This is a genomic window from Nonomuraea sp. NPDC049725, assembly GCF_040674795.1.
Taxonomy (GTDB): Bacteria; Actinomycetota; Actinomycetes; order Streptosporangiales; family Streptosporangiaceae; genus Nonomuraea; species Nonomuraea ceibae.
In genome coordinates, this window is record NZ_JBFANJ010000032.1 from 30,499 (window position 1) to 46,797 (window position 16,299).

At 68.6% G+C, this 16,299-nt stretch carries 18 protein-coding genes and 3 pseudogenes; 13 read left to right on the top strand and 8 right to left on the bottom strand.

The genetic code is table 11. The features are described from left to right. Positions 1-53 precede the first annotated feature (53 nt). The 4 genes and pseudogenes from AB0J53_RS44190 (at position 54) to AB0J53_RS44205 (ending at position 3,433) form a co-directional block, all read left to right on the top strand. A complete protein-coding gene (locus AB0J53_RS44190) occupies positions 54-641 on the top strand; it encodes an XRE family transcriptional regulator (RefSeq protein ID WP_364184082.1) in 588 nt (195 codons plus the stop codon). Positions 642-769: 128 nt separating this feature from the next. Next, on the top strand, positions 770-1,642 hold the full coding sequence (locus AB0J53_RS44195) for a class I SAM-dependent methyltransferase (protein WP_364184085.1): 873 nt from the start codon (positions 770-772) through the stop codon (positions 1,640-1,642). A 163-nt stretch (positions 1,643-1,805) separates the two neighbouring features. Further along, positions 1,806-1,914: pseudogene (locus tag AB0J53_RS44200) on the top strand (leucine zipper domain-containing protein); the annotation flags it as partial. A gap of 628 nt (positions 1,915-2,542) precedes the next feature. Continuing rightward, positions 2,543-3,433, top strand: a complete 891-nt coding sequence (locus tag AB0J53_RS44205) for a hypothetical protein (RefSeq protein WP_364184135.1) — start codon at positions 2,543-2,545, stop codon at positions 3,431-3,433. Between the two features lie 205 nt (positions 3,434-3,638). Here the strand turns inward: AB0J53_RS44205 and AB0J53_RS44210 are convergent. After that, positions 3,639-3,998, bottom strand: a pseudogene (locus tag AB0J53_RS44210) (nitronate monooxygenase); the annotation flags it as partial. Between AB0J53_RS44210 and AB0J53_RS44215 the strand changes: the two are divergent. From AB0J53_RS44215 to AB0J53_RS44225, 3 genes are all read left to right on the top strand, one after another. Next, a complete protein-coding gene (locus tag AB0J53_RS44215) occupies positions 3,904-4,785 on the top strand; it encodes an AraC family transcriptional regulator (protein ID WP_364184088.1) in 882 nt (293 codons plus the stop codon). The pseudogene AB0J53_RS44210 and the gene AB0J53_RS44215 sit on opposite strands and share 95 nt — an antisense overlap. Continuing rightward, positions 4,712-5,056, top strand: coding sequence for a nuclear transport factor 2 family protein (locus AB0J53_RS44220; protein WP_364184091.1), 345 nt, complete (start codon positions 4,712-4,714; stop codon positions 5,054-5,056). The genes AB0J53_RS44215 and AB0J53_RS44220 overlap by 74 nt, the downstream gene beginning before the upstream one ends. Before the next feature lie 368 nt (positions 5,057-5,424). Beyond that, positions 5,425-5,739 carry a DUF6247 family protein gene (locus AB0J53_RS44225; RefSeq protein ID WP_364184094.1) on the top strand — a complete coding sequence of 105 codons (315 nt, stop codon included), beginning with the start codon at positions 5,425-5,427 and terminating at the stop codon, positions 5,737-5,739. A gap of 456 nt (positions 5,740-6,195) precedes the next feature. Here the strand turns inward: AB0J53_RS44225 and AB0J53_RS44230 are convergent, their stop codons facing one another. Next, complete coding sequence (locus AB0J53_RS44230; protein WP_364184097.1) at positions 6,196-6,915, bottom strand: plasmid pRiA4b ORF-3 family protein; 720 nt, start codon at positions 6,913-6,915, stop codon at positions 6,196-6,198. Positions 6,916-6,953: 38 nt separating this feature from the next. Here AB0J53_RS44230 and AB0J53_RS44235 point away from each other — a divergent pair, with 38 nt between their 5' ends. Continuing rightward, positions 6,954-7,388 carry a hypothetical protein gene (locus tag AB0J53_RS44235; protein ID WP_364184100.1) on the top strand — a complete coding sequence of 145 codons (435 nt, stop codon included), beginning with the start codon at positions 6,954-6,956 and terminating at the stop codon, positions 7,386-7,388. A gap of 273 nt (positions 7,389-7,661) precedes the next feature. Here AB0J53_RS44235 and AB0J53_RS44240 read toward each other — a convergent pair whose 3' ends face one another. Both AB0J53_RS44240 and AB0J53_RS44245 read right to left on the bottom strand, forming a co-directional pair. Continuing rightward, positions 7,662-7,976, bottom strand: a complete 315-nt coding sequence (locus AB0J53_RS44240) for a hypothetical protein (RefSeq protein ID WP_364184102.1) — start codon at positions 7,974-7,976, stop codon at positions 7,662-7,664. 327 nt (positions 7,977-8,303) lie between these two features. Beyond that, a complete protein-coding gene (locus AB0J53_RS44245) occupies positions 8,304-8,750 on the bottom strand; it encodes an ester cyclase (RefSeq protein ID WP_364184105.1) in 447 nt (148 codons plus the stop codon). Positions 8,751-8,837: 87 nt separating this feature from the next. Between AB0J53_RS44245 and AB0J53_RS44250 the strand changes: the two genes are divergently transcribed. Continuing rightward, positions 8,838-9,743 (top strand): LysR family transcriptional regulator, encoded by a 906-nt coding sequence (locus AB0J53_RS44250; RefSeq protein WP_364184108.1) that lies wholly within the window; start codon positions 8,838-8,840, stop codon positions 9,741-9,743. Positions 9,744-9,867: 124 nt separating this feature from the next. On the opposite strand, the gene AB0J53_RS44255 is transcribed toward AB0J53_RS44250, so the two are convergent. The 3 genes from AB0J53_RS44255 to AB0J53_RS44265 form a co-directional block, all read right to left on the bottom strand. Beyond that, positions 9,868-10,731 (bottom strand): NmrA family NAD(P)-binding protein, encoded by an 864-nt coding sequence (locus AB0J53_RS44255; RefSeq protein ID WP_364184111.1) that lies wholly within the window; start codon positions 10,729-10,731, stop codon positions 9,868-9,870. Between the two features lie 27 nt (positions 10,732-10,758). Continuing rightward, complete coding sequence (locus AB0J53_RS44260; protein WP_364184113.1) at positions 10,759-12,195, bottom strand: MFS transporter; 1,437 nt, start codon at positions 12,193-12,195, stop codon at positions 10,759-10,761. Positions 12,196-12,656: 461 nt separating this feature from the next. Then, positions 12,657-13,340, bottom strand: coding sequence for a TetR/AcrR family transcriptional regulator (locus AB0J53_RS44265; protein ID WP_364184116.1), 684 nt, complete (start codon positions 13,338-13,340; stop codon positions 12,657-12,659). Between the two features lie 520 nt (positions 13,341-13,860). On the opposite strand from AB0J53_RS44265, the gene AB0J53_RS44270 reads away from it, so the two are divergent. The 4 genes and pseudogenes from AB0J53_RS44270 (at position 13,861) to AB0J53_RS44285 (ending at position 15,687) form a co-directional block, all read left to right on the top strand. Continuing rightward, positions 13,861-14,577, top strand: a complete 717-nt coding sequence (locus AB0J53_RS44270) for a DUF2306 domain-containing protein (protein ID WP_364184118.1) — start codon at positions 13,861-13,863, stop codon at positions 14,575-14,577. A gap of 80 nt (positions 14,578-14,657) precedes the next feature. Further along, positions 14,658-14,801 (top strand): annotated as a pseudogene (locus AB0J53_RS44275) (IS5/IS1182 family transposase); the annotation flags it as partial. Positions 14,802-14,951: 150 nt separating this feature from the next. Continuing rightward, positions 14,952-15,134: a hypothetical protein gene (locus AB0J53_RS44280; protein WP_364184137.1), complete on the top strand. Its 183-nt coding sequence runs from the start codon at positions 14,952-14,954 to the stop codon at positions 15,132-15,134. Positions 15,135-15,477: 343 nt separating this feature from the next. Then, the gene (locus AB0J53_RS44285; protein ID WP_364184121.1) at positions 15,478-15,687 is read left to right on the top strand and encodes a DUF4158 domain-containing protein; all 210 of its coding nucleotides are present in this window, start codon (positions 15,478-15,480) and stop codon (positions 15,685-15,687) included. A 405-nt stretch (positions 15,688-16,092) separates the two neighbouring features. On the opposite strand, the gene AB0J53_RS44290 is transcribed toward AB0J53_RS44285, so the two are convergent. Further along, positions 16,093-16,299: hypothetical protein (locus tag AB0J53_RS44290; RefSeq protein ID WP_364184124.1), on the bottom strand; the 207-nt coding region annotated here is incomplete at its 5' end.

A 16,299-nucleotide genomic window follows, 5' to 3' on the forward strand; every position in this document is an offset into this window, starting at 1 on the left:
CATCTACACACGACACTAAGCCCGCCTTGCCGATAAGGCATACACTGTTGCCCATGACGCAAGAAGATGGGGATCTGGAAAGCCTCGTACGCAAACGCATCCGCGCCTTGCGGGTGGCGCAGGGCTGGTCCCTGGAAGAATTGGCCTCCCGCGCCCGCCTCAGCCAGTCCTCACTGAGTCGCATCGAGAACGGTCAGCGCCGCCTCGCACTGGACCAATTGGTCACTCTCGCCCGCGCCCTGGACACCACGCTGGATCAGCTCGTGGAGACCGCCACCGACGACGTCGTCACCAGCCCGACGATCGACAGCACCCACGGTCGGATGCGCTGGACCATCAAGGCCGACCCGGGGATGAGCGTGGTGCGCCAGCGCATGACCGAACCGCCTCCCGAGAACCCGGCGCGCATGCGCGCCCACCCGGGGCGCGAGTGGCTCGTCGTCCTGTCCGGCACGGCGATCCTCATGCTCGGCCACCGCCGCTTCCGCCTCGAGACCAATCAAGCCGCGGAGTTCCCCACGATGATGCCCCATGCGATCGGCGCCGAGGGTGGCCCCTGCGAGATCCTGGGCATCTTCGACCGCGATGCCCGCCGCGGCCACCAGAGCGACGGCGATGATGCTCAGGGCGCTCCCGAATGACGGTGCGGGCCGCGCGACGACCTCCGCAGCGGTGACCTCTTGCGCGTCGGGCAGCGCCCCCGACCATCATCTTGCGTAAACTGGGACACTTCGTGCTTTATGCGCATATTCGCCTTAGCGTGAAGAGCATGAACCACGCACACACGCACAGCCTCCACCGCGGCGCTTCGAACGGTCACCACCACAAGCACGGAACCGACGGCCAGGCGGAGATCCTCGACCTGGACGCCGAAGTACTCGCCGAGCACACCGCCTTGATCACCGCATGGCTGCCGCTGCAGAAGGTCCCACGCCACATCGTGGACCTGGGCTGTGGCACGGGCGCGGGCACCTTCGCCCTCCTCAACCGCTTCCCCGACGCGCATGTCACCGCCGTCGACGCCGCCGCCGAACACCTTCAGCGCCTGCGCACCAAGGCGTGCACCCTCGGTGTCCAGGAGCGCGTGCACACCGTGCAGGCCGACCTCGACGAAGCCGCCTGGCCCGACCTCGGCTCACCGGACCTGGTATGGGCGTCGGCCTCGATGCACCATATGGCCCACCCCGACCGCGCGCTGCGCACCGTTCACGACACGCTCGCGCCGGGCAGCCTGTTCGCCGTCGTCGAACTGGCCGGCCATCCCCGCTTCCTGCCCGAAAACGCCCCCGAGGACCGGCCCGGCCTGGAAGAGCGCGTCCACGCCGCAGCCGACCGCCGCCAAGCCGAACACCTGCCCCACCGCGGCGCCGACTGGGGCCCGATGCTGACCGCCGCCGGATTCACCGTCGAGGGCGAACGCATCATCGCCGTGAACCTCGAAGGCTCTCACAGCGAAGCGATCGGCCGCTACGCCACCGGCGTCCTGCAGCGCATCCGCAGCGTCACCGCAGACAAACTCTCCCCTGAGGACCTCACCGCGCTCGACCAGCTCCTCGACACCAGCAGCTCGCATAGCATCCTGCGCCGCGACGACCTGACGGTACGCACCGAGCGCACCGTCTGGGCCGCCCGCCGTAATTGACCACGGGTGGTTCCTCCCGCCCGGGGCCCGCCGCCGGCCCCGGGCGGTGATTGACCAGGTGACCAACAGCCGTCGGCCGAGGCACGTTCACAGGAACCGGGAGGTAGTCCTGCACATCCGCCTGAAGCCAGTCAACGCCACCACTGCCACGACAGAGGTCTTCGTGCCCCACCCCCATGCCCGACTCACCATCCACGGCAGACGACTCCTCGTCGTCCGTGCCCGCACCGGCAGGCCCCACCGCCCACGTCGCCGACGAAATGGACATCACCCCGCTTGACGAACATCGTGGCCAGTTCCGGGTTCAGCCGAGATATGGGCAGAAGCGGCCAGTGATTCGCTTGCGTCGTAATCTCGGAAGCGGAATCCGGCCCTTCCGAGGTCGTGAACAGCGCAATCTCGGAAGTCCGCCCTGGAGACCACTTCCGAGATCGGGTCATCTCGGAAGTAGCCGTTGTCTCCAGCCGAACAGCCGGAGCGGCGTTTGCCCAGCTCCCGGCACGCTGTAACTGATCTTGGCCGGAATTTTCGTTATCTCGGCTGGACCCGAATCTGGGCAGGGCGTTGAGGCGTGTGGAGGCCAACCGGGGCGCGCCGGGTGTGGATGGGATGCGCGCTCAGCATCGCGGCCGTGGATCGGCGAGGGTGTGTGAGGCAGGTGAATTCCTTACAAGACCGGGCGGGCGAGGTTCCGTAGCGTCGCCGTATGCACGACCTCAACCCGATCTTCACCGCATGCTTGAACGCCAGCGACGCGGAGGCGCTCAGCGAGCTCTATGAGAGGGATGCTCTGAACTGGAGACCGGGGTGAGTTTGGTCGGTCCTCTGAGTGGGTGACGATGGCCAAACATGAGCGTCGACCAGCGACCGGGATGCTGAGCGCGCAGAACGACATCCCGCGTGAATCTCCTCGACCTGCAGATCGCTGCCGCTGCCGCTGCGAGTCGAACCAGTCGCCCGTACGGCATGACGCATGTGCCGTTCGCGCGGGCGGCCTCCAAACCCCCCCAACATCACCAGGAGCAGTCCATGATGAGGCGCGTATTCCGTTCGTTAGTCGTGGTCACGACGGCAATCATCGGCCTGTTAGTCACAACAACGGCCGCGTACGCCCACTATGTCTACGAGAAGGCCTGGGTCTACCGGGCCGAGTACCAGTGCACGCAGAGCCGGTCCGAGATCTCACACGGCGACGGCGGCGGGTTCAGCAAGGGCGACACCGCGTCCTACGGCCGCACCTGGATCTTGAAAGTGGGTTGGGTTTGGTGCGGGATCTACAAACGGCAACCCCCGTTCGAGATCGCTCATCAGCTCCACCTCATCAAGTGGAACGCGTCTGCGGGTGTGGGGTATGTCTGCAAGCGCAGCGCATGGAAAAAGAACCAGGGCACAACCAGTAAGTTGACCACGAAGATCTACTACGGAGCGGCTCCCGACTGTGGCTCCGGGTACTACGGCACGATCACCGACTCGGTCGTCTGGCACGACGGCGCATGGCGCGGTAAGGGGATGTGGTCTGGATGGCACTACCAGCCTTCGAGTGCGAGCCTGGCGGCCGCTCAGGTGGCCGAAGAGCCGGAACCGGCCGTTGATTACAACGTCACCGGGATTCCCTCCGATTGGCCCGTGGCCGGCCCTGACGGCGCGCCTGTCGACGGCCCCGACGGCGAGCCAGTGCAGGTCGCGCGGCCAGGTGTTCCTGCGACAAGCCCTGCGGTAGAGGGCCCTGACTCCACCACCACGCAAGAAGAGACAGAGGTGCAGCTCGCGGTCTGGGAGGACCCTGTCTAGCACAAGGCTGGCTCGGCCGTATGAAGCGCCCTGCCTTCGTGCAGGGCGCGGGCCATCTCCACCCCGCGTCCAAGGCCGCCGGTCGCCCGCCTACTCGGCCGCGTGCGCGGGCCGAGGCTCCCCGCACAATCAATTCCTCCTGGGTCCAAGGCTGCGTTCCGCCAACGCTGGCCTGAAGATCGACGTGAGTACCGAGCCGCCGGTGGTGCTCGGGGTGCACGTGGGTCTCGCGCGAGGCGGTCATCTGGGTGCCGGCCCACATGCCGTCCCCGCCGAGGCACAGGGCGGCGGCCTCCTGCCGGCCGTCCGTGATGCCGCCCGCAGCCAGGACCCCCGCCCGCTCGCCCACCGCGTCCACGACGGCGGGGACGTTGACCATGGTGGGCAGGCCGCCGTAGTTGTGCCCGCCGGCCTCACAATCCTGGGCGACACCCGGTGCAATGGTGACTTCGCTGCGGAACGATGAGCGCATGGACGTCGAGGTGAAGCGGTTCGTGGCCGGCCGTACGCCCGAGGGGATCCGGCTGAGTGGCACTGAGACGACGGGGTGGCTGGGGGCGCTCATCGTGCCGGCTGAGCCCACCGTGTCGTTGGTGGTCGACCTCACCAGCGAGGCGTCGGATGGATTCGTCGTGGCCGGGTGGATGTATCGGGCTGCTGCTCCCGCGGTGCGTGGGCCCCAGGCGTGGGCCTCGCTCACCTTGACGCTTCCGGAGGCTCACCGGCTTCTCGGAGGACGCCTTGGCGAGCTCGCCGGCCCGTCGCAACGGCTGACCGAGGTGCTCGGCGCCGACGGGCGGGAGCTGGCAGAACGTATCGGAGAGGCACGTACCTGGGAGCAGCGGTTCGCCGTGATGCGGGGCTTTTCCGCCGACCGGACCACGCAGGGGCCCGCCGTCGTTCCTGGGGTGCTCTTGGCCTGGAGACGGCTGATCGAGTCGGGAGGCAAGGTCCCGATCGGAGCGGTGGCCGTTGAGGTGGGCTGGAGCTCGCAGCATCTGATCAGGATGTTCCGGCGTTCTTTCGGTCATCCGCCCAAGACGCTGGCACGGCTGCTGCGACTCAGGGCGACCCTGCGGCGCGTCCGGGCCGAGGGCCGGTGGGAGCAGGCGGCGTTCGACGCCGGCTATCACGACCAGGCCCATTTCGCGCGCGACCTGCGCGCCTTCACCGGTACGAGCCCGAGCCGGTACGTACGCGCCGCGCTGCCGTGCGGATGTGTGAGGCAGGCGAATTCCTTACAAGACTGGGCGCGCGATGTTTCCGTAGCCTCGCCGCATGCCCGATCTCAACCCGATCTTCACCGAGAGCTTCAACTCCGGCGACGCGCAGGCGCTCAGCGAGCTCTATGAGAAGGACGCCGTCTTCCATACGCCGACAGGACCGGTGAGCGGCCGCGAGGCCATCCGCATGATGTATGCGGCCATGCTCGCCGGCTCCCCGACGATAGAGAGCAGAACCCGCCAGATCCTTACATGTGGTGACATCGCCCTCATCACCAGCGAATGGAGCTTCGCCTCGGGCGGCGCCACCAGCTCAGGCACCTCGGTCGAAGTGGTCAGACGCCAACCCGACGGCTCCTGGATGTACATCATCGACGAACCCCGCATCCTGCGGCGCTGACCCCGGCGGCGTTTCGGATGTATCACTCTAAGCGTTGAAACGATCACTATAGGTAGATGGATCTAGGTAGATCATCTTAACGCGGCGACCCGCGAGCAGATGTCCTAGGGGTGCCACCGGAGGGGGGCGGGGTGTTCGTCCTGGACGAAGGACCGCCATGCGTAGGACGACCAGGCCCGCCGGGACGGCCTGCGGAGCGCCGGGGTATGGGCCGGTGGGGGAAGGGAGGAAAGGTCCGCCATGGCGCCCAGCCTTCCAGCCTGGATGCCCTGACGCGCTGGGGATGCGGAGATCCGCCGGGGGCGGGCGGCGTCCCGGTTCGGGGGGTTGGAGGTATGGAGATGCCCGGCTGGGCTACCGTGGCGGCTATGAGCGCTCAGCCCGTCAACGACTTCCGGTATGACCCGCAGGCCATCCTGCAGGCGCTGCCGGAGCAGTGGCGTGAGGTCTTCCTGGCTGAGTACGAGCAGGCGGTGAGTGCCGCGCGCCGGCCTGAGCAGTTCGGTGCCCTGTACACGATGCTGCGGCGCTTGGCGCTGCAGGCGGAGCGGTACGCCGACCCCGCCTACGGACGCGCCCGCCTGCTGGCGGGCAGCGGCGGCTCCGCCGGGGCCGGGGTTGAGCAGGCTCACCCCGTGCTCGCCTCGTTGATCGAGCAGGAGCGCGCCCGGCGGGCCGGGTGAGTTTCCGCGTCGTCCTGGAGCCCTCCGCGCTGCAGGACCTGGCGGGGATACCGATGGAGGCAGTGCACGCCCTGGCCGTCCGTACGGCGGATCTGATGGACATCCCCGTGGGATGCGCAGCCGCTGCCGAAGGGGAAGCAGGCGGAGCGGTGGTCGACGTTCGGCCCGGATCAGGCCGGATGGGTGGAGTTCACCGTGGATGAGGACGCCGAGGTCATCCGGATCTACGCCGTGATCTGGGCGGGATAGGCAACGGGCGGTGGGCTGGTCGGTCGGCCGCCTCACCGCGACCGAGAGCCTCTGGACCCCGCGGTGGCCGTGACAACGCGCACGGTTGGGCTTATCTCTGAGCCGAGGCACTGACAGAAACGTGTCGGCAGGTCACTGTCATTAACTTGTCGCGCAACACCGGTTGTGCGTCTTCTGGCGAGCGCGCCCGCCCCCGCCCGCGCCGGGCTACTCGCTGCCGCCGGCGCGGGCGGCGTTCTTGGCTTTCTGGGCGGCCTGCTTGGCCCACCGCTTGGCGAGGCGGGTGAGGTCGGCGTTGACCTCGGTGCGGTCCCAGCGGGCGGGGTCCCACGTGGTGGTGCCGAAGATGTGCTTGGCCATCTGGTACTTCCAGCCCTTGCGGTGGCGCAGCGCCCGCTGGTGGTCGGCGTAGCCTTCGGGGCCGCAGCTGTCTTCGGGCGGGCAGGCGCGGCCGCCCGCGCTGCAGCGCGGGTAGGTGGTGTTGCGGGCGGCCTGGTGCACCTTCTCCACGACCAGGTCGTGATCCCAGCAGTCGCCCATGTCGTAGCGGTAGCCCAGCCAGTCCCCGGCGGCCGGGATGAGGCTCGCCAGGGTCACCGCGGTTTCGTCGCGGGCGTTGTCGCCGTACTCGCGCTGGCCGTCGCTGAACAGGTGCAGGTGGTGCTGCTGCCAGCCCATCGCGACCTGGACCACCTCGTGCAGGTCGGCGAGCGTGGCCGCCGAGGGCATGTGCACCCGCCGCCACACCGGCGGGGTGACCTCCCGCAACGTGACCTTGATCTGGTGGACGCGACCGCTGCCCGCGGCCGACGGCCGGGGCGAGGCCGGGACGGACGTGACATCGACGACGGGGGCGGCCGAGGCCTCCACCGCGGGGCTGCCGACGTCGGGACGCGGCAGGTGGAGCAGGTCGTCGTAGGCGGCCACAGACCGACAACCATCCACCTCGCAGAGGACGAACCCGCGTGAAGATCACCGTTCAGCTCGTCATCGACGCCCAGAACGGCACCCCGCCGACCGTCGAGCACGTCACCGCGATCGCCCGCGACGACCTCACCATGGCCACCGCCGGGCTGGCGCTGACCGAGGCGCACGAGGTGCTGTCCAGCATCCAGCACCACCTGGTCGCCACCCAAGTCCACAAGGCCGTCGACACCGCGCGCCATTGCCAACAGTGCGGGCAGGCCCGTGCCCGCAAGGACGCCCGGAAGATCGTGCTGCGCACCCTGCTCGGCACCCTCCGCCTGGACAGCCCGCGCCTGAGGACCTGCCCCTGCGCCTCTTCGGAGGCCGCCACGTTCAGTCCCATCGCCGCGGCGCTGCCTGAACGGCCCGCCGCTCCCGAGCGTGTCCCTGGCCCCAAGGTGACCCGGTGTAACCGGGGCTCCCTGAGGGCTTGACATAAAGAGACTTAGCGAGCGACGCGACCTGCGGAAACGTCCGACCCAGCGCTATCTCGTCGCAGGGCGCCTGACTCATCCCCGGACGCCCGGACCGAAACTTGCGCTCTGTCGGTAACGCCGTCGCGCACCGTGACCTGCGACGATCACTACACCTTGGGGCTGGGGCCGCGCTCGGGAGGAGAACGCCGTCTGCGCGATAGAACGGAATCCGGCGTCAACCACGTCCGGAAGACCACAGCGGCAGGGGGTTACTGACCTGGGAGAACCCCGTTAACGCCGGATTCCGTTCCAAATCTCTCTGACCCCCGGATAGCGGGGCAGGTACTTCATGTCCACCCCACCCCCGGAGGTGTCGAACAAGGCGAAGTTCGCCAGCATGTCCAAGACGGTGGCCGGGTTGAGCAGCAGTTCGACCGAGCGCTGAACGTCGGCCTGCCCGGACAAGTTCTCGTCGTCGGCAGTGGACCGGAACGGCTGCCACAGGTTCGTGGGGGCACCTGCGGCACCGAAGCGCAGCCTCAGCCCGTCGGAGGCGACGGCGAAGACGCTGGGGGTGAAGAACCACGGGTACTCGGTGGCGTACACGTCGTTGATCTCGCGGGCGGCGTCTGCCCAACCAGAACCGCCACAAGATTTCGTTGAGCTGAGCAGGCACCCGCCGGGGGCAGCGGCCTTGTTGCCTCCATCGGCAGATGCGGCTCGATCAGCGCCGCCGCCAATGGCGACCCGTCGCCCCCTCGAAGCCGCGCTCCCCGAACTGCCGCAAGGCCGTCCCGATCCGCGCACGGGCGGTCAGGCCCTCGGGTCCGGCGTTCATTCAGGCACTTGCCCTGCCTTCTATCCAAGCGACCAGGAAATTGCGCTTGGAGAGGAGGCTGTCCGATCGCACAGGAGGTTTGCGGTGCCCCGGGGTTACCTTCCTTCGGCGCCCATCTGGCGCAGCAGCGAGCGGTTGTCGGTCCGTACCCACTCTTCGACCAGGCGGCCCTGTTCGTCGAAGCGAAAGATGTTGATCAGGTCGAACACGACGCGTTCGCCGTTGGGCGCCAGCGGACCGACAGGTGAGTGGGTGAACTCGCGGACGAAGGTGCCCTCGATCCACGTCTGGCAGGCGAGGTGGTCGCCGTCGGCCACGATGATGCCGCGGCGGATCGAGCGGTCGTCGAAAGCGTCGCGGATCGCCGCGAAGTAGGCGTCGAGCCCCGCGAAGCCGGACTCGAAGCCGTCCGGTCCGTGAAAGCGGAACTTCTCGGTGTCGAAGTACGTGGCCGCCTCAGCCGGGTCCTCGCCCGACACCTCCAGCTCCCCGGCGCGGATCAGGCGTGCGATGAGTTCGTCCTCGGTGATTCGCTTGGTCATGACTCCAGCCTGCGCGCTCGAAGCCATGCCGTCCAACGATGATTCGGCATCTCTTCCATGAGAATTTCGCATGGTAGTCTCACCGCCATGGCTGAGTTCACCCTCACCGGTCTGCGCGTCCTGCACCAGGTCGCCACCGTGGGCTCGTTCACCCGGGCCGCCGAACTGCTCGGCTACACTCAGTCGGCCGTCTCCCGCCAGGTCGCCGCCATGGAGACGGCGGCCGGAGCGCCGCTCTTCGAGCGCCGCGGGCGCGGTGTGGCGCTCACCCCGGCGGGCCAGGTGCTCGTCCGCCGCGCCACCGAGATCCTCGCCGACCTGGCGGCGACCGAACTGGAACTCGCCGGCCTGCGCGACCGCCTGGCCGGCCGCCTCGTGATCGGCGCCTATCCCACTGCCGCCATGGCGCTGGTCCCGCGCGCGATGGCGCAGGTGACCTCCGGCCATCCGGGTCTCGCCGTGATCTTGGAAGAGGCCTCGACGCCCGCCCTGCTCAGGCGGCTGCGGGCCGGGCGGCTGGACGTGGCGATCATCGGGGTCGGCCACGGCCTGCCCGAGTACGACCTGAGCGAGCTGCGGCAGACGACGGTGCTGCAAGGCGGCCTGCGGGTGGCCGTCCCCGAGACCCACCGGTTCGCCGGGCACGCCCGCGTCACCGTGGCCGATCTCGCCCAGGAACACTGGATCGCCGGTGACGGCACGGCGGGCGAGCCGCAGTTCGGAGCCTGGCCGACGCTGCCGGACCCGCACATCGCCCATACGGCGCGCGGTTGGTCGACCCGGTTCGGCCTCGTCGCGGCCGGCCTGGGCCTCACCGTCATCCCCGAGCAGGCCCTGCCGGCGCTGCCCGCGGGCGTACGGGCCGTGGCGGTCACCGATGGCCACTGGACGGGCCGCGCGACCGTCGCCGTGACCCGCCCGCGCCCATCCGGCCAGGCCCAGGCCATGATCAGCGCCCTCCAGGACCAGGCCGCCCACCTGCACGACGGCTGACCGGCCTGTACGTGGGGTGCCACGGGGGTACGGCAGAAACGGCCGCTGACGTGTCGACCAGCGGCTCGATGCCCTCGATCAGCTTGAGGGTGACCGGATGCGGCGGTACATCGGACGTCCGCCTTCAGTTGGTGTTCGTCGCGGTGAAGAACGCGGCGTGATCGCGGGCGAAGTCGGCGACGTCGCGTGCGGGCTGTCCGGTGAGATCGGTGACGGACGGGTGCACCTCGGCGGCTTCGCCTCGGGCGTAGTGGGCGTAGTCCTCGACGAGGCCCTCGAGCTGCCACGGCGGAAGGTGGCCGGTCAGCGCGGCGGAGAACTGATCAGCGGGCACGTCGTGGAAGATGATGTTGCGCCCGGTGGCGGCGGAGAGCGCGGCGGCGATCTGGGCGTGGGTGACGGCGCGAGGCCCGGTCAGTGTGTAGGTGCGGCCGGTGTGTCCCGCGGTGGTCAGCACGGCTGCGGCGGCGTCCGCGATGTCCCTGGTGTCGATGGCGCTTACGGCGGCGGCGCCGATGGGCGCGGCGAAGTAGCCTTGTGCGATGGTGCCAGCCAAGGCGAGCAGCGCCTGTAGGTAGAGGTTGGGGCGCAGCACGGTGTGGTCGAGTCCCAGTCCCTGTACGTGGGCTTCGACTTCGGCGTGCCAGCGCAGGAACCGCACCGGCGAGTCGGCGCGTGCCGCGTACTGGGAGAGCAGCACGAGCCGGTTCACTCCGGCGTCGCGGGCGAGGTCGGCGAACCGGATCTGGAGCGCGGCGGCGTCGGGTGCCGAGGGGCTGTTGAGGAAGGCCGCGTCGGCGCCTTCCAGCGCCGCGGTTAGCGAGGCCGGATCCCGCAGGTCGGCGATGACGGTCTCGACGCCGGTGACGGAGCGCCCGGAGTCGCGGGTCATGGCGCGAACGGTGACGCCGCGGGCGCGCAGGGCGGGGATCAGCGCGGATCCGACGGTTCCTGTCGCGCCGGTCACCAGCACAGTGGAAGTGTTCATCGTTGAGGGATCTCTTCTCTTGCGGATCTATTGCGGGGGTCGGCGCGTGCCCGAGGCGGCGCCCGGGGCCTGCGGTGTCCTGACAACGGACACCAGCGAGAGTGCGAGGGCGATGAGAATGAACGCGGCTTCGCCGAGGAACGCGGTCCTGAACGAGATGTCTCCGTGTGTCCCCGCGGCGCCGATGGCGATCCCGGCGAGGGCGGCGAGCCCGACTGCGCCGCCGAGCTGCTGAGCGGCGTTGACCAGTCCGCTGAGCAGGCCGGATTCGCCGTCCGCGCTGTCACGTACCGCCATCGCGGTGGCGTTGACGGCGCTGAGCCCGAGCCCGGAGCCGATCAGCAGGAACGCGCCCAGCAGACTGCCGGAGAACCCGCTGGTCGTCGGATCCAGCGCCAGCCACAGGAAGCCGATGAACAGAACGGCGAGCGCGACCGGCAGCGCGCGGGCCAGTCCGATGCCCTTGGCCAGCAGGGGCGCGATGACACTGCCCAGGATGATCATGAGGGCGAGAGGGATCTGCGTCATCCCGGCCGCGAGCGGGTTCATCCCGAGTACGTCCTGCTGGTACTGGGGCAAGAAGAAGAACAGACTCGTCAGCGTGCCGCCGATCAGCATCATCACCAGGTTCGCTGTGGCTACCGGTTTCCTGCGGAAGACGCCGAGCTGGACCAGGGGACGGTCGGAGCGCCGCTCGACGATCACGAACGCCACCAGGGAAGCGAGGCCGGCCGCGAGGCAGATGATGGTGCCGGCCGCGATCCAACCGGCTTCGGAGGCAGAGGCCATGCCCAGCGCGAGGCCGGAGATCCCGGTGGTGATCGTCATGGCGCCCAGCGCGTCGAACCGGCCGGGCGTGCCGGGAACCGGCGGCACCGAGCGCCACACGGCGATCGCCCCGATGACGCCGAACGGAACCGGAGTCACGAACACCGCCTGCCAGCCCAGCATCTCGGTCAGCGTTCCGCCGAGAAAGACGCCGAGGAGACTGCCGGCGCCCGCGACCGCGCCCCAGATGCCCATCGCACGAGTACGTTCGGCGGGGGACGAGTAGAGGCCGAGCACGAGCGAGAGCGCGGCGGGCATCAGGGCAGCGGCTCCGATCCCCTGCCCGATCCGCCCGATTACTAACAGCCCACCGCTGGTGACCAGCGCGCACACGACCGATGCCGCGAGATAGACGGTCATTCCGGTCAGGAACACCGTTCGGGCCCCGAGCACGTCGGCGAGCCGGCCACCGAGCAGAAGCAGACCGGCGAACGTCACCAGATAGCTGTCCACGACCACCGCGAGTTCGGCGGCTGTGAGCCCCAGATCTCGGCGGATCGTGGACCCGGCGAGGTTCACCATCGCGGCGTCGAGAATGACCAGGAACATGGCGGTCGCCAGACCCGTCATCGCCAGACCTCGCGGCATCCGCGGGCGTGCGCGCACCCTGGAGGATGATCGTTCGATGCTCATCATGTCGTCCGTTCTTCAGAGGGTGTGCTTCCGGAGAGCTTGGCGACGAGTCCACTGACGACGGAGCCACACAGGCTGGTGGGGCGAGCTCGGTTGTGGACGCGGTGGCCTCACCTGGGGGCGGGCCGGCGCGTGCATGACTTCGGGGTGGTGCCTCGCACGCGGTTCGCTGGAGGCACTGTCCTCCGATGAGTTCGGTGCAGCCGGCGTCCGCCCAGCCGGACGAGGGGGATCGGGACGGGCGTACCAAGGTCGTAGGGGGGTGCTGCTTCTGCCCAGCGCGATGGACCTGGCGGACGCTCGATGGCCTGATACCGGGTCAGCGCCTCGGGTCAGGACGATGATCGGACGTGAGAATGCGTGATGTCTGGCGCGGATGTGAGCGCCGCCCGGATCGGTCTGAAGTGTCAGCGTGCCGGGACGGCTTCAAGGCCGCCACCGCCGTCCGGCACGTGCGGCGCCGCTCAGCCGCGTTGCCGGCCGATTCTTTCGATGAGGACCTGTATCTCGTGCTCGAAGAGGGTGTCAGTGTCGATGGTCATCGCCGCGAGACCTCCACCGAGTTCGAGGCTGACAATGCCGTGCAGGCATGACCATACGGCGACGGCGGTGCGGAATTCGGCGGCGCCCGCGGTGCGGGCGGCGAGTACCTCCTCGTTCTGATACGGCCGTGTCCTGGTGTCTCCTGCCTGGGTGAGCTCGGCCAAGCTGCTCAGCAGGATCGCCATGAGCGATCGGGCGGCGTTGGCGAGGGTTGCGGAGTGGGCGTCGTAGCCGGGGATCGGGGGCTTGAACAGCAACTCGTATCGGTGCGGCTGGGCCACGGCCCAGGCTCTGTACGCCCTGGTCAGCGCACGGAAGCGGTCTTCCGGGGTGCGGTCGGGGGCATCGGCGCCGAGTTCTTGCGCCAGAGTGTCGCGCAGGTCCTCGTACGCGTCGATGACGAGGGCGGTCAGCAGGTCGTCCCGGCTGGGGAAGTAGCGGTAGAGGGCCGACCCTGACACGCCGAGCTCCTTGGAGATGGCGTTGATCGAGATCGCATGGGCGCCGCCGGCGGCCAGCTGTTCCAGAGCCGCCGCCTTCACGTCCTCACGAACCTGCTCACGAAACCGCTCTCGCATCGAGCCGCGGCCGGCCAGTGTCGCCATCAAACCCCCTTCGTATCCATCAATCATAACAGAGTGCCACTAGAGTGAGAACCTCTCACGCATGCTTGGCATTCTCTCTGAAGTGGTACATACTCTTGCCGACAGCAAGCTCATACGATTTGGAGCAGATCGTGCACAGCCTTGCCTTATCGAGGAAGCCCCTGGTTGTGAGCGTCGGCGCACCCTGCCATACGCGCCGCAACGACCCCGAGAACGCCTGCGCGCCGGCCGTGGGCATCGGCCGGCAGACCAGGCCCCCTACATGCGGAACCGCTTAGCCGCTCCCGCGCGGGATGCCGCCGGACCGGCGGGGCGACGGCTCCTCTCGAGCGGACAGGTCACGACCCCGTACTCGGGCTGGCCCCTCGATCGCCCTGCGCGCCACCACAGCGCCCGGACCGACACCATGAGCGGCGCGCCCCTGCCCGCTCGGCCCGACCGTGAAGATGCCCGTCTCCGCCGCGACGCGCCCGCGGCTCTGCCGTCGTCAGACCTCGCACATCAGCATCGGAGTAGCCACATGACCACCGGAACTCTGTCTCGGATTGCCCGCCGCCGCTGGTTCTGGTGGCTGTGGGGCCTGCTGGCCGCGCTGGCCCTGGGCATCGCCGGTTACGCGGTGCCGCCCTACCTGACGGGGAACGCGGCCGACAGCAACGTCCCGATCGATCCCGACGTAGCGCTGCACTACCTGTCCCTCACCATGCACGCCGTTCCCGGCGGCCTCGCCCTGATCATCGGGCCGCTGCAGTTCGTGCCCCAATTGCGCGCACGCAAGCCGAAGCTGCACCGGATCCTCGGCCGGACATACCTGCTGTCGATTGCGGCCGCCTCACTGACCGCGCTGTTCGCGGCCGCCTTCACACTCGGCGGTCTCGCGGTTCAGGTCGCGTTCTACATCCTCGTGGCGGCGTGGCTGTACTCGGCGTTCATGGCCTATCGGTGTATCCGCAGGGGCCAGGTGCAATTGCACCGGATTTGGCTGATCCGCAACTACGCCCTGACGTTCGCCGCCGTCACCCTGCGCATCTACCTGCTCCTCGGCCTGGCCCTGAAGTCTCCGCTCTCACTTGACTTCGACCAGATCTACACCGCCGCCGTGTGGGCCTCCATCCTGGGCAACGTGCTCGTCGCCGAGTACGTCATCGTGCAGCGCACCCTGACCCCGCTGGCCCGCCGCTTCGACAGGAGCACCACCTCCGCCCCGCCCGAACCAGCGGGATCGGCCGGCGCCTGAAGGCCGCGCCGCCTGCAAGCCGCCGACCTGATCACCCTCGCTGACAAGGGCCATGTCGGCTCCGGCGCGCAGTGCGTGTGCCCTACGAGGGCCGCAACAAGCCCGCCTCACACAAGGCCGCCAACGCGGCCCACGCCAGGCTCCGCGGGCCCGGCGAACGCGCCAACGCCCAGCTGAAAACCTGGCGCAAACTCCGCTGCTGCCCATTCCTCGCAGGTCAGCTCGTTACGACAAGGCCTTCCGCGGGCGTACCTTCCGCTTCGTCGACAACAACGACATCGTCGCCCAGCTCCCGCCCGCCCCGCTGTTCGGCCACGTCGCCGAGGAACGCTACTTCGACGCCCACGGCAAGCTTGCACGACAAGATGCCGGTCGTGGCGGGCCTGGTCGACCGGGTGGCTGGCGCCACCGCCGATCCTCTCGCGCCGGGCAGCGACGGCGTCCGCGACCACTTCATGAACGCCTACTTGGCCAGGCTGGAGGCCGCCGAGCAGGGGCGGCCTCTTCCGTCGCAGGCAAGAAGCCGAAGGGCGGCCGTGGCGGGGTCGCTGCCGTAACCAGCCTGCTGCCGCAGTAGGCCCCCATCATCCGGAAGGCGGACTCCGGCGCAATGGCCGAAGCGGTCGGGCCCCGGCAGACCGTTCTCGAAGGTTGAGGATGCACCCGGCGCGATCCTGCCCTGGGCCTACTGACCACCTCCCTCACCGGCGCCGTCAGTCACAGCCACTCCCAGCAGGGGCGGGGGTTTGGTGCGTACGGCGTTCACGGGGTTCCCGTAGCAAACGGCGAAAATCCAACGGATACAGCGCTGACCTGCGGTTGTGGAGGTTTCGGGGACGGTTGTTGATCTCCTCGGCTACGGTTCGTCACGATTCGTGTGTTCTGTGACGTGGGGGGGTGATGTTGACGCGGTTCCTGTCGGACGAGCAGTTGGAGCGCCTGCGGTCGTTCCCGGACATCGGGCGTGAGGAGCTGAACAAGTACTTCACGTTGACGTCGCGTGAGCACGGCTTCTTGAACGCGTCTGGCCGCGGTCCCGATGCCCGGCTGGGGTTGGCCGTTCAGCTGTGCACGTTGCCGTGGCTCGGCTTCGTCCCTGATTGGCTATGACGGTCTGAGTTGGCCCCACCTGGACGGCTTGCAATGGCCCCACCCCGATTCGGACGTCGGTCGTGTCGGCCAGAACTGGCCCCGACCTCGACCTGGTCTTTCTTGTCGATGCCGCTCTGAGCGGAGCCGCTCCAGACCGTCACCCGATCTACGAGGTGGGGCCAACTCAGACCGACAAGTGGGGCCAGTTGAAACCGTCGTAGCCACCCTGATGAACTGCTGCAGGTTCCGCAGGCGGCGGTGCAGCGGTTGGCGACCCAGATGGCGTAGTAGCTGGACGTACCGGGCGGGGGAAGCCTGGTAGGCCACCGCTCCCGAGCATGTCCCCGCAGGATCTGCGTCCCGATCCTGTGACTGAGGCGCTGCCCGAATTGTGGAACATCGACTGACACTACCAATCACCAATCAGATCCGAGCGTGCTGCGGGCCGCCCTCCAGCACCAGCCCGTGGGAAGTAGAGGGAGACGACCCAGCGAGAAGATTAATCAGACTTCGAGATATCCGATTGCCGACTCTTGCCAGCAGCATCACCGCCGCGGCGTCGACCGGATGACGCTGGGCGATCTGCTGCGCACCGCGTACGAGGGCGGCGGCCTCGTCGAGGGCCAGTGC